General features: G+C 71.0%; 11 protein-coding genes. 5 read left to right on the forward strand and 6 right to left on the reverse strand.

Features of this window, described 5'->3' with window-relative positions:
- Positions 1 to 5 precede the first annotated feature (5 nt).
- Positions 6 to 1,379, reverse strand: a complete 1,374-nt coding sequence (locus KYK13_RS20165; protein ID WP_223631651.1) for a metallophosphoesterase — start codon at positions 1,377 to 1,379, stop codon at positions 6 to 8.
- A gap of 15 nt (positions 1,380 to 1,394) precedes the next feature.
- Positions 1,395 to 2,852 (reverse strand): hypothetical protein, encoded by a 1,458-nt coding sequence (locus KYK13_RS20170; RefSeq protein ID WP_223631652.1) that lies wholly within the window; start codon positions 2,850 to 2,852, stop codon positions 1,395 to 1,397.
- A gap of 391 nt (positions 2,853 to 3,243) precedes the next feature.
- Here KYK13_RS20170 and KYK13_RS20175 point away from each other — a divergent pair, with 391 nt between their 5' ends.
- Positions 3,244 to 3,441: a DUF6229 family protein gene (locus tag KYK13_RS20175; protein WP_223631653.1), complete on the forward strand. Its 198-nt coding sequence runs from the start codon at positions 3,244 to 3,246 to the stop codon at positions 3,439 to 3,441.
- 130 nt (positions 3,442 to 3,571) lie between these two features.
- Complete coding sequence (locus tag KYK13_RS20180; protein WP_223631654.1) at positions 3,572 to 6,415, forward strand: type 2 lanthipeptide synthetase LanM family protein; 2,844 nt, start codon at positions 3,572 to 3,574, stop codon at positions 6,413 to 6,415.
- Positions 6,416 to 6,417: 2 nt separating this feature from the next.
- Here the strand turns inward: KYK13_RS20180 and KYK13_RS20185 are convergent, their stop codons facing one another.
- Entirely contained in the window at positions 6,418 to 8,211 is a 1,794-nt protein-coding gene (locus tag KYK13_RS20185; protein WP_223631655.1) for a DEAD/DEAH box helicase, read from the reverse strand.
- Between the two features lie 91 nt (positions 8,212 to 8,302).
- Positions 8,303 to 9,073 carry a sporulation protein gene (locus KYK13_RS20190; protein ID WP_223631656.1) on the reverse strand — a complete coding sequence of 257 codons (771 nt, stop codon included), beginning with the start codon at positions 9,071 to 9,073 and terminating at the stop codon, positions 8,303 to 8,305.
- 119 nt (positions 9,074 to 9,192) lie between these two features.
- Here KYK13_RS20190 and KYK13_RS20195 point away from each other — a divergent pair, with 119 nt between their 5' ends.
- Positions 9,193 to 10,308, forward strand: coding sequence for a Gfo/Idh/MocA family protein (locus KYK13_RS20195; RefSeq protein ID WP_223631657.1), 1,116 nt, complete (start codon positions 9,193 to 9,195; stop codon positions 10,306 to 10,308).
- Positions 10,309 to 10,315: 7 nt separating this feature from the next.
- Here the strand turns inward: KYK13_RS20195 and KYK13_RS20200 are convergent, their stop codons facing one another.
- Complete coding sequence (locus KYK13_RS20200) at positions 10,316 to 10,771, reverse strand: MarR family winged helix-turn-helix transcriptional regulator (protein WP_223631658.1); 456 nt, start codon at positions 10,769 to 10,771, stop codon at positions 10,316 to 10,318.
- Positions 10,772 to 10,894: 123 nt separating this feature from the next.
- On the opposite strand from KYK13_RS20200, the gene KYK13_RS20205 reads away from it, so the two are divergent.
- Positions 10,895 to 11,302, forward strand: coding sequence for a PaaI family thioesterase (locus KYK13_RS20205; protein WP_223631659.1), 408 nt, complete (start codon positions 10,895 to 10,897; stop codon positions 11,300 to 11,302).
- A gap of 19 nt (positions 11,303 to 11,321) precedes the next feature.
- On the opposite strand, the gene KYK13_RS20210 is transcribed toward KYK13_RS20205, so the two are convergent.
- Positions 11,322 to 11,831, reverse strand: a complete 510-nt coding sequence (locus tag KYK13_RS20210; protein ID WP_223631660.1) for a DUF2267 domain-containing protein — start codon at positions 11,829 to 11,831, stop codon at positions 11,322 to 11,324.
- Positions 11,832 to 12,058: 227 nt separating this feature from the next.
- Here KYK13_RS20210 and KYK13_RS20215 point away from each other — a divergent pair, with 227 nt between their 5' ends.
- Positions 12,059 to 12,259: a hypothetical protein gene (locus tag KYK13_RS20215; RefSeq protein ID WP_223631661.1), complete on the forward strand. Its 201-nt coding sequence runs from the start codon at positions 12,059 to 12,061 to the stop codon at positions 12,257 to 12,259.
- The last annotated feature ends 68 nt before the right edge of the window (positions 12,260 to 12,327 follow it).

A 12,327-nucleotide genomic window follows, 5' to 3' on the forward strand; every position in this document is an offset into this window, starting at 1 on the left:
GGACCTCAAATCCCGGCCGGCAGGTCCGCGCTGCGCAGTGTCTTCGGGCCCTGTGCCGTCCACTGCGCCAGCCGCAGGGTCGCGCCCTGCTTGGAGGCCCGCGGCTCCACCTCCACGAAGGTGAAGCGCTGCTCCAGCTTCACGTGATTCTGCTTCGCGGAGTCGAGCGACGGGTTGGCCTGGAGCTCCGCCAGGTATTCTCCCCACTCATGGTCGGAGGACTCCGGGGCGGGGAGCCGCAGGAGGTAGATCCACGTGCCCGTGTTGGCGTAGAGGGGACCATTGCCCTCGTGCCAGCGGGCCGCGTGCGTGTGGCCCATCACCACCGCGTGCGGGTTGTACTTCTTGCCCAGGCGCGCGGTCTCCGCGAGCTCGTCCTTGCCGGGCTCCAGCGCGAAGTAGTCCGTGCCGCTCCTGCCCGCGACCGCGCGGTGCAGGCGTGCGTAGACCGCGAAGCCCGCCTTGGCCAGCTTCAACCGAGCGCGGCCCAGGGCCTCCGGATTGTCGAAGGCGCTGAGCTTCTCCGGGTCGAGCACCGACAGCAGCGCGTCCACTTCGTCATCCTTCAGGTCCACCCGCGCCAGGCTGCGCGCCAGGTGCAAGTCCGCGTCCGAACCGCCCACCACGTCCATCGGTTCGAGCGCGAAGGCCGGCGCAAGGCCCCGGTTCTCCATCAGGCGCCGGATGAGCGTGAGCGTCCCGGTCGTGAACAGGACCTTGAGCGCATCCGGTTTCACGCCGAGCGCCACCATCACCGCGCCCTCGAAGTCCGGCTTGAGCAGGTCCATGTACCGCATGCGGTGCTGGTGCTTGAGCGGGTTGAGCAGCGTCTTCACCAGCACCGAGCCCGGCGGATAGCGGAAGCGGTTCGCCCGCTCCGGAGACAGGAGCGCGTCGTAGTCGATGCGGTTCGCCACGTCGGTGTGCTCGCCGTGCGTGACGAGCACGCGCGACCCGCCGACGTCCAGGTGAAGGGGCGCGGTGCCGTCCCGGAACTCCAGCCGTGAGGCCACGTCCCGGGGCTGGTCCAGCGCGGAGCGGATCACCTCCTGGACATCCGGCAGCGCCAGCTCCAGGTCGTGGTTGCCCACCACCATCGTCGCTCGGCCCCCGGCGGCCAGCACCCGCCCGAGCGCCTTCAACGCGGGCGCGGTCGCCGCGGAGGTCACCAACGCGCGCGCCTGCGCCAGCGTCCGCTGGGGATCCATCGTCAGCGGGTCGTCGTTGAGCAGGAAGTCGAAGCTGTCCCCGTTGAGGACGACGTGGGTGGGCGTGCGGGTGAAGGAGTCGAAGAGGGCGGGCAGCTCCGCGGCGCCCGCGAAGATGTCGTAGGGGCCTCCGTTGCCCAGGTGGAGATCACTGAGAATGAGCGTTCGCATCGGTCGATGCTCCTTTCAGGGAAGCGCCTGCAGTTCGGTGTGACGGATGCTCACGGCGGGATCGCCGAGCACCACGTAGTTGCGCGCGTCGTTGCGTTCGATCCACCGGTGCAGCAGCTCGCGCGGCGCGAGCTTGCCGTTGGACGTGTTCGCATCCAGGTGCGTCAGCAGGATGTTGTTGGCGGCGGAGAACCGGTCGCGGAAGTCTCGCAGCGCGTGGCCCACCGGCATGCCCGCCATGATCTTCCAGAGCGTGTTCTTGAAGGGGTGGATGGTGGTCTGGGTCATCTGCAAGGGCTTGATGGAGAAGCCCCAGGCCCGCTCCACGTGGCCAATCACCGCCAGCGCGCCCCCATTGGGGTGGGCCAGCATCCGCCGCGGCAGGGCCGCGATGAACGGCGCGCTCGCGAGCGCGTTGCCGCTGCGATCGGCAATGAGTGGGAACTCGTCGCGCTCGGGCGTGCCCATGCCGAAGCAGGCGAAGAAGAAGGCCACCAGGCCGTGGAGCCGCGCGTCGTCCTGGATGTCCGACGCCGCCACGTAGTGCGCGGGCGCCATCGCGCCAAAGCCAGCCCAGTCCTGACTCAGCAGGGCGCCCTGTTTCGCGAGCTGGAGCGGATCACCCGCCTTGAAGCCCACCCCATGGGACGCGGTGAAGAGCACGGCCGGACGCGCCTCGCGGCCATGGAGCGCGGCGAGCAGCCACTCCCGGGTCGCGTCGTCCTCGAGGGCGTCGCGGCTGGTGAAGCGGACCTTCGCGGCGACCGCCTTTCCCGGCTGGGGCGGCTGATCCAGCGGCGCGCCGCGGGCCAGCGGCGCGACGAGGTTGTCCGCGCTGAGCTCGGTGGAGCGGTCCCCCGGGTGCTTGGGTCCCCACCAGCTCACCTGCCGGTGGTTGGGCACGGACGCGCCGGTCTCATACGCCACCACGCTGTCCGCGTAGCGCGCGTACTCCTCGGGCGTGTCGAAGGAGAGCCGGCCCACGGCGTACGACAGCGAGAGCGAGTGCTGCACGTCGAAGGGGATGACGTCAGGCCCGCCCACGAGCAGGAGGTAGTAGGGCACCACGCCAGGCTCCACGTCGCCGATGGGCGCTCCGTGCCGCTCCAGGAACTGATGCGCCGTCTCACCGGCCTGGTAGGTGAGGACGTGGAACCGCTCGGCCTCTACACGCGCGCGCCGGTGGGCGATGAGCGGCTCCAGGCTCTTGCGAATGTCCTCGGACATGGACGCAGGGAACACCACGCCCCAGCCGCATTGGGTGTAGTCCTCCGGCGGCGCGTCGAAAGGAAGGCCGAAGCGGACGCCGATGGCGTGGAACTCGAGCCACTTCCTCCACGCCTCGTAGTACGCGGCCTCGCCCCGGGGTTCCGCCACCTCCGCGGCCGCCGGCAACGCGACGGGCGGCACCAGGTACTGCCCGGTGACACCGTCCATCCCGTTGAAGACCAGCGGATCATCCAGAAGGGGCATGGGTCGCTCCACGTTCACCACCTCCCGGACATCCTAGACGTCACCGCCGACGCGGAAAGAGCGGACAGGGGGCTGGCTGTCTGGCCCTCGGCGTTCAAGGGGGCACGGTGTCGCGTGGCGGGCTCACGCTCCGACTCCCGGGATGACATGTCGCCGGGTCCACGGTCTCCTCGCCCCCGAGGACAGGGACCCGCTGTTTCGTGGTGGCAATCCCTTATGTCCCGTTCGCGCCCCGGTGGACTTGTGGCGTATGGATACAAACCCTTGCGGGGTGTCTGGCGTTGACCTGTTGCGTCTGGCATTGCAGGGCGTGTCTGTGTTCACGTCCGCTCTGCGTCCGGCGCGCATGGCACCCCTCGCCATGTCCGCGCGGCCGCGCGGGAGAACACTCATGACGAAGCAGGCCTCGGTCCAGGATGTGGTGCAGGGCTGGCTGTCCGGTGATGAGGAGTCCCATGGGATGACGAACCCGGCGGGCCCGGTGTTCGTCGGAGGTACGAGCACGGAGAAGGCGCTCACGGAGTCCAACCTGGTGGCGGACACAGGCTGCAGCAGCTGCACCGCGTCCACCACCGCGTTCTGCTGTTGAGCCGTCCCGGACGTCTTCCGTCCGTCTGAAGCACCCCTCCGGCGCCGTGCCCCGTGCCGGAGGGTCTTCCCCCGTTGCCCCGCTTCGGTCCCCCCCAGGGAGCCCCTCCATGGTCCACGAGGAAGCGTCGATGGCCGCCGAAGTCCCTCCGGAGGGATGGCTCGCGCGCCCCGTGAACGTCCTGCTGACGCCGCACCTGGACTCGCTGTCGGAACGGCTCAGGCGAATCCAGGGCCTCTCTTCCGCCGAGCGCGAGGTGGTGGCGGCCTCGGCCCGGGCAATGCTGGGCTTCAGCGCGCAGCTCAAGCTCAACCGCGTGCTCCTTCTGGAGTTGCATGCCGCGTCGTTGGAGGGACGGCTCGACGCCGAGGACGCGTCAGGGCGGTGGGGCCAGTTCCTCGAGCTCGCCTGTACGTCTGATTTCCATGCGCACCTGCGTGGACGCTATCCGCCGCTCCTGGATCGGCTGGCGACATTGGGGCGGCTCCAGACCCAGGCGGTGCTGCGGCTGGCGGAGCGGTTCGTCGCGGACCGCGAGTTCCTGTCCGAGCTGCCGGGGCGTCCTCGCGGCGAGCTGAAGCGCCTGCGGCTGGGCGAGGGGGATGCCCACCGGGGCGGTCAGACGGTGGCGCTCCTGGACCTGGAAGAGGGCACGGTGCTCTACAAGCCCCGGTGCATGCGCGTGGATCGCGCGCTGGAGGGGCTGCTCGCGCGGCTGCTCGCCCGGGAGGACGCGGGCACGCGCATCCGCGTGCCGGCGGTGCTGGTGCGCGCGGGCCATGGCTGGGCGGAGTTCGTGGAGCACCGCTTTTGCGAGGGCAGGGGCGAGCTCGCGCGCTTCTACCGGAACCTGGGCCACTGGCTCGCGGTGATGCGCCTGCTGGGCGGCACGGACCTGCACTCGGAGAACCTCATCGCGCATGGGCCGGTGCCCGTGGTGGTGGACGTGGAGAGCCTCTTCACTCCCGATCCTCCCGTGCCTCCGGCCGAGCGCGGTCTGGCGGTGGATCTGGCCGCGAAGGCCATCCGGGGCACCGTCCTGCGCACGGGCCTGCTCCCCGTGCGCAGCGGAGGCCCGGGCCTGGGCGGCCTGGACATCTCCGCCGCGGGATCGCTGCCGGGGCAGCAGCCGCGCATCCCGGCTCCGCTCATCGTCGACGGTGGGACGGACGGCGCGCGGCTGGGCATGACGCTGATGGAGCGCCCGATGGCGAAGAACCACCCAAGCCCGGACCCCGTGCTCGCGCTGCATTGGGATCAGATCGTGGAGGGGTTCCACGAGCTCACCGCGCGGATGCAGGCGCTGGACGCGCGCGGCGGATTGCGCCCGCTGCTGGAGCCGTTCACGGGCGCGGTGGTCCGGCGCATCCTGCGGCCCACGCAGACCTATGCGGAGCTGCTGCGCATGCTCTGGCATCCGGCCTCCCTGTACGACGCGCCCAGGGCCCACTCGAGGGCGCGGGAGGTGATGCGGAAGAACGCGGACGTCACCCCCGGCGCGCCCTCCGCGCCGCCCGTCATCGACGAGGAGCTCGCCGACCTGTGCGTGGGCGACATCCCCGTCTTCACCCAGCCCGTGACCCGGAGCGTGATCGACGCCTCGGTGGAGGCGTGGCGCTCCGTGGACGTGCCCCTGGAGGAGATGACCATCCAGAGCACGCTGATCAGCGCCTACCTCAACGAGAAGACCGTGCCTCCGCGCGTCCTCGCGCCGGCCACCCCCGCGCGCCGGGGGCGCCTGGACTCGCGGCGCCGGGCACAGCTGTCCAAGCTGGTCCGCCGCGTGTGCGACGCGGCCGTGAAGGGTCCGGACGGGACGGTGACGTGGATCAGCCCGGTGCTCGCTGAACATGGCTGGGCGGTGCGGCCCCTCTCCGCCGAGCACTACAGCGGGCAGGGCGGCGTCGCGGTGGTGCTGGCCCAGTACCTGCGCGAGGTCCAGCAGGGCCGCGCGGACGAAGTCGAGGGGCTGCAGGCGCTGCTGGACGGCACGCTCGCGGTGCTGCGCGCCACGGAGGACCGCGTGCCGGTGAAGCAACCGGGAGGCTTCTCAGGGCTCGCGTCGCAGGTGTGGATCTGGTCCACGCTGCATGACCTGGACATCGTTCCGGGGGCGTTGGAGCGGGCCCGCGAGCGCGCGGCGGCGCTGACGCCCCAGGTGCTGGACGCGGATGGACTCCTCGAGGTGCTGGGCGGCGTGGCGGGCGTCATCGTCCCGCTGCTCAACCTGGTGGACCAGACGGGCGAGCCGAAGTGGCTGGACGTCGCGGTGCACGCGGGACGGCGGCTGGAGGACACGGCGCGCGGCGTGGCGGGGGACGCGCGCTGGTCCACGTCGATGTTCCCGGAGCCCATCGGCGGCTTCGCGCACGGCGTGGCGGGCATCGGCTGGGCGTTGGCGCGGCTGGGCCTGAGCGCGGCGGGGACGGCGGCCGACCGGCGACGGTGGCGCAGCCTGTCCGAGCGCGCCTTCGACTTCGTGGACGGGCTCTACCGGCAGGAGGCGGGCAACTGGACGGACCTCCGCCGCCCGGACGCCACGGATCAGCTGACGAGCTGGTGCCACGGGAGCACGGGCATTGGCCTCGCGGCCGCGGACCTCTTCGTGCGCTTCGGCGCGACGCGCTACGGGGAGATGCTCCAGCGAGCCCGCAACGCGGCCGTGCGCGAGGGCTTCGGCTGGACCCACACCCTGTGCCACGGCGACCTGGGGTTGTGGGAGCTGCTGGAGACGGCGCGGCGGTTGTCGTCGGAGCCGCTCGCGCCGGATCGGGAGACGCTGGACGCGGAGCTCATCTCCGGCCTGGAGGTGCGCGGCCCGGTGGCGGGGCTGGCTCGCGACGCCTTCTCTCCCGGGTGGATGGCGGGGCTGGGCGGCGTCATCCACACGCTCCTGCGCATGCACCCGGAGAGCCGGCTCGCGTCGCCACTGCTGCTGGGACGCGCGCCAGACATGGACCCGGATGCGTTCTGAAATCAGTCGCGGGTATCGCGGCGCACGGTGACCTTGCGGCCGCGCAGCGTGGAGTTCTTCAGCGCGGAGATGATGCGCGCTGCATCCGGCTCCGGCACCTCCACGATGGAGTACATGTCCGCGATGTGGATCGCGCCGATGCGCGAGGACTCGAGGCCCGCCTCGCCCGCGATGGCGCCCACCAGGTCCGCCGGCCGCATGCCCGCGGTGCGGCCCGCACCGATGAACAGCCGCGTGACGTTCCACTCGGGCGCGCGCTGGGGACGCGAGGGGGCCCGCTCGTTGCGCTCGCCACGTTCGGGGCGGGGGCCTCGCGCAGGGCGCTCACCACGGTCGCCGCGGTCACCCCGCTCACCGCGGTCGGCGAACCGGCCCGGAGGTCCGGAGCGCTCCCCGCGCGGGAACTTCCGCTCCTGCGGCGGGGACACCTGGGGGATCTCCTGCTCGTTGGACTCCTTGCCCTCGTCCTCCTTCTCTTGGAGGAGCTTGATGGCGGCGGCGGCCACGTCCATGACGCTGAACTCGCTGGACAGGTCCTCCGCGATGCCGCGGAAGCCGTCCAGCTCACCGGCCACGAGCGCCTCGCGCAGCGACGAGCGGATCATCTCCAGCCGGCGCGCGCGCAGGTCCGACACGGTGGGGACGGCGGAGACCTCGATGCGCTGGCCGGTGAGCCGCTCGATGTTGCGCAGGAGCCGGTGCTCGCGGGGCTCCAGCAGGGTGATGGCCACGCCCTCGCGGCCGGCGCGGCCCGTGCGGCCGATGCGGTGCACGTAGGCCTCCGGCGCGTTGGGCACGTCGAAGTTCACCACGTGCGTCAGCCGCGGGATGTCCAGGCCGCGCGCCGCGACGTCCGTGGCGATGAGCAGGTCCGCCGCCTGCGACTTGAACTGCTTGATGACGCGGTCGCGCTGCTCCTGGCTCATGCCGCCGTGCAGCGCGTGCGCGCGCCAGCCCCGGCCGTTGAGGGACGTGGTGAGCTCATCCACCTCCGTGCGCGTGCGGCAGAACACGATGGCGGCGGTGGGGGACTCCAGGTCCAGCACGCGCCCCAGCGTGGCGATCTTGAACGCGCGCGGCACGATGTAGGCAGTCTGCCGGACGCGCGGCATCTCCCCGGCCTCCAGCTTCTCCTTCGCGATGCGCACGCGCACCGGCTCGTGCAGGTGGCGCTCCGCGATGCTGGCGATGCGCGGGGGCAGGGTGGCGGAGAACAGGGCCGTCTGCCGCTGCTCGGGCGTCTCGGAGAGGATGGCCTCCAGGTCGTCCGCGAAGCCCATGTCGAGCATCTCGTCCGCCTCGTCCAGGACCACGGTCTGCACCTGGTCCAGCTTCAGCGTCTTGCGGCGCAGGTGATCCAACGCGCGGCCCGGCGTGGCCACGATGACGTCCACGCCGCGCTTGAGCACGCGCAGCTGCCGGCCAATCTCCTGGCCGCCGTAGAGCGGGAGCACGCTCACGCCCAGCTTCTGGCCGTAGCGGTGGATGGCCTCCGACACCTGCATGGCCAGCTCGCGCGTGGGCACCAGCACCAGCGCGGAGGTGCTGTGCGGCGCGGCGGCGCCGGGCTTCAGGTGCTGGAGGAGCGGGAGGGAGAAGGCGGCCGTCTTGCCGGTGCCCGTGGCGGCGATGCCCAGCAGGTCCTTCTCGGCCAACAGCGGCGGGAGCGCGGCGGCCTGGATGGGTGTGGGTTCTTCATAGCCGAGCGACGTCAACGCCTCGACGAGCTCGGGCTTGAGCCCGAGGGCGTCGAAGGTGGGCGTTTCGGGGGCAGCGGGAGGCGGGGGAGCTTTCACACGGCGGCTTGTACCACTTCCGCGCCCGGACGGAGGACATGGGACGTCAGGTGCGTTCGGGGCCGCACGAAGGGCGGGGGCTTCCGGGCTGTCACGTCCTGCCGCGAAGCCGGGACGCCAGCCGCTCCGCGACCGCCCCTGCCCCCGGGGACAGGTCCGAGGCGGACAGCACGAGCCGCTCCCGCCGGCCGCTGTCCAGCCCCGTGCCCTCCAGGAGAGACGTGAGGCCCCGGGGGCCGCGGTCCAGGTCGAGGACCAGCTCCAGCGCGTCCTCCCGAGGGAACGGCAAGACGGTGAGCGTGCGGGGCGGGCCCTGCCAGGCGGGGCCCGCGTGGAACTCCAGCTCCTGCACGAAGGGCTCGTCGCGTCCCAGGGGGGCGCCGGCCTCGCAGTAGGAGTTGCGCCACTGGAAGCCCAGGTGCTGAACGGCGTCGAGCACGGTCTGGAGGAGCGGGTGGGGCAGGACGTGGATCCGGTCGCTGTCCTCGGGGTTGAGGGCGTTGTCGATGTCGAGCGCCGTCTTGATCCACACGGGCGTGCCGCGCTCGGTGAGGGGCGTGTGGGCGGGCATGCGCAGGGAGAAGGGGATCTCACGCTCCTCGTGTGGCTGGAGGGTGAAGGGGGTGGAGACGCGCCAGGTGCGCACGACGGCGTTGAGCGCGCTGCGGCGGTCGTTGTCGCGCTGGAGGTACTGCGCCATCAGGTGCAGGTCGATGCGGTCGATCCGCTGGGCCGTGTGGCCGCCCTGGATGTGGACGAGGCCGCGCAGGTCACCGCCCGCGCGCACGGTGTCGTGCTCCAGGCGCGTGTCCACGCGAGCGCTGCCAATCCCGAGCCGGGCAAGCATCTTCATGAAGGGCATGGGGTCCTCTGGGGGATGGGTGTGTCTGGCTGGCTGCCCATCGTGCGGCTTCAGTGCGTGGCTTGCGGGCGGTCCCGACGCGTCACCAGCGTAAGGCTTCACCACGGGAGAGGTGCACGATGGCACAGGGGACGACCAGGCGGGTGAGGTACGCGGTAGTGGGAGCAGGCAACCTCGCGCAGGTGGCCATCCTGCCGGCGTTCCAGCACGCGGAGGAGAACTCCGAGCTGGTGGCCATCGTCTCCTCCGACAAGGCGAAGCGGGATGCGCTCCAGGAGAAGTACGGCGTGCAGCACGTGGGGGGCTACGAGAACTTCGAGCAGGTGCTGCGCGACTCGAAGGCGGATGCGGTCTACCTGGTGGTGCCCAACTCGATGCACCGGGCCTTCACGGAGCGCGCGGCGCGCGCCGGAGTCCACGTCCTCTGCGAGAAGCCGATGGCGACGACGGTGGAGGACTGCGAGGCGATGATCCGCGTCACGAACGAGAACGACGTGAAGCTGATGATCGCCTACCGGCTGCACTTCGAGGAGGCGAACCTCCGCGCCATCGAGCTGGCGCGCTCCGGGAAGCTGGGGGAGCCGCTGGTCTTCACGGCGACGCTGACGCAGCAGGTGCGCGAGGGCGACATCCGCACGCGCGTGGACATGGGGGGCGGGGCGCTGCTGGATGAGGGGCCATACCCCATCAACGCCGCGCGCTACCTGTTCCGCGACGAGCCGCGCGAGGTCTTCGCGTTCACGAGCGGCGGAAGGGACGGGCGCTTCCACGGCGTGGATGGGTCGGCGTTCGCGCTGATGCGGTTCCCGAACGGGAGGGTCGCGACGTTCGCCATCAGCCACGAAGCCTCCGCGGTGTCGAGCTACCGGCTGGTGGGCACGGAAGGGGACCTGCTGGTGAAGCAGGGCTTCGGCTACGGCACGGACCTCCAGCACGAGCTCACGGTGGGGGGAGAGACGGAGACGCGGACGTTCAAGGCCAGCGACCAGTTCGCGCCGGAGCTCGTCTACTTCTCCAAGTGCGTCCTGGAGGACCGGGAGCCGGAGCCCAGCGGCATCGAAGGTCTGGCGGACGTGCGCGTCATCGTCGCGCTGCAGGAGTCCGCACGCACGAACAAGCCGGTGAAGCTGGCCCCGTTCGAGAAGCCGAAGCGCCCCACGCTGGAGCAGCTCATCGTGAAGCCGCCGGTGGAGCCGCCCGAACCGGTGAACGCGCCGGCTCCGGCGGTGGGGTAGCCAGCCCTCAAGGCTTGATGCTGTCGTCGGCGACGCCCTCGAGCGCGGCCAGGAGCTTCTTCGTGAGCCGGTCGAAGTCGTCCAGGTCGCGCTCGTCCAGCTCCGCGAACAGGCGCCGGATGATGCGCCTGCGCGCGTCCTCCACCCGCCTGCGCGCGCGCTGACCTTCCTCCGTCAGCTCGAGGACATACTGGCGGCGGTCCTCCTCGCTGCGCTCCCGGCGGATCCAGCCGCGCTCAATCAGCGATTCGAGCGCCCGGCCGGTGAGCGTCGGGTCCGTTCCGGTGGCGCGGGCCAGCTCCGCCTGCGAGCTGCGGCCATGCCGGCCGATATGGCGCAGGAACTTCGCCTGGGCGCTCCCGATGTCGAACGTCCCGTACTCGCGCGCGGCGACCAGGCGCAGGCGCTGGGACAGGGCGCTGAAGCGCTCGAAGAACTCTTCCTCCGGTTCGCGGCGGGGCACGGTCGCAGACGTACCCGAAAGGTGCGACGGCGGCAACCCGGGGCGCCTTGACCCGATTCATGGACCCGTCTATGAATCGCCCGTCGAATTGATGGACGGGTCTATCAATCCCGGGAGACACGAATGGATGACCTTCAGTCGTTCGCGCGGCAGGTGTTCGCGTCGCAGCCCTTCAGCCAGTTCATTGGCGCGCAGCTCGCCAGCTCCGGACCGGGGAGCGCGGAGCTGCGGCTGGACATCGTGGACCACCTGAAGCAGCAGCACGGCTTCGTCCACGGTGGCGTGCTCAGCTACCTCGCGGACAACGCCATCACGTTCGCGGGAGGACTGGCGTTGGGCGGCAACGCGCTGACCTCCGAGTACAAGATCAACTACCTGAAGCCCGCCGTGGGCTCGCTGCTCATCGCGCGGGCCCAGGCGAAGGCGGCCGGCAAGCGGCAGGCGGTCTGTCAATGCGAGGTCTTCGCCGTGAAGGACGGCGTGGAGACGCTGTGTGCCCTGGCGCAGGGCACGGTCGTCTCCGCGGCCTGAAGGTGGAGCCGACGTCGGGTCAGGCGGGCCGGGCCCACAGGTCGCGGATGTCCGTGGGCAGCTCCCCGCCGATGTCGTCGCTCTCGCCGTCGGAGATCTGCGCCTGGATGGCGCTGAAGACGGCGCGGATGATGGGCTCGGCGCTCTCGGGCTTCACGCCGATGTCGTCGGCCACCATCTCCAGCATCTCGCCCCGGCCGAACTTCCGGGGCGGCGGCCCGGACTCGTGGCGTTCGCAACGCACCAGGAGCTCGCGCAGCTTCTGCGGCAACTGGGCCTCCATGTCGTTGCTCTCCTCGCCGAGGATGCGTTGCTCGAGCGCGCAGAGCACGGAGACGGCGGCGTCCTGGGCGGCCTGCTCGCTCTGGAACGGGCCGACGTCGCGCAGGTACTTGAGGAAGGCCTTGTACGTCTGCGACGTGCGGGACTCATGGCGCATGCGACGGCGCTCGTCGAGCGGGAGGTCCGCCGTGTGCCGGGTGGCGCGTTCTGCCTGCTGCTGGGAGCCGGGGATGTCTTGCGATGCCATGTCCGTTTCCTCGTTCCTGGGCGTGAGGTCCAACGCCAAAGCTGAAGTGCCCGGGAAGGTGGAGGAAGGCACGCGCCGCCCTGCGAGCCGCCCGCTTCCCGTGGGCGGGGGCTGACGGGGAGCGCCTGCTCCCCCTTTCGTTGCAGCCCTTGCCTTGGCGCAATCGCATCCGAAGTGTGGAGAGAAGGGCCGCAGGGTGCGGTCGCTCACTCCAGCGAGGTGCCGTGATGGCCGAGGACTTTTCTCCCAGGGGCGAGGCCCTGCGCAGGGCCGCCCACGAGATTGCGATGCGGCGGGCCGAGGATCCGCGGACGCCCCTGGTCCAAATCATTGGGGAGGCCGCGCGGCACTTCGACCTGTCGCCCAGTGAGGAGCTGATGCTTCAGGCGGACCTGCTCCGTGAGGGGCAGGAGGCACCTCCGCGCTGATGGCTCACGGCCCCTGCTGGGGTCGCGTGCTGTGGAAAGCGCGCGACGTACCGGCTGAGCAATGGCCA

It is taken from the genome of Corallococcus sp. EGB, assembly GCF_019968905.1.
In the GTDB taxonomy this organism is placed as follows: Bacteria; Myxococcota; Myxococcia; order Myxococcales; family Myxococcaceae; genus Corallococcus.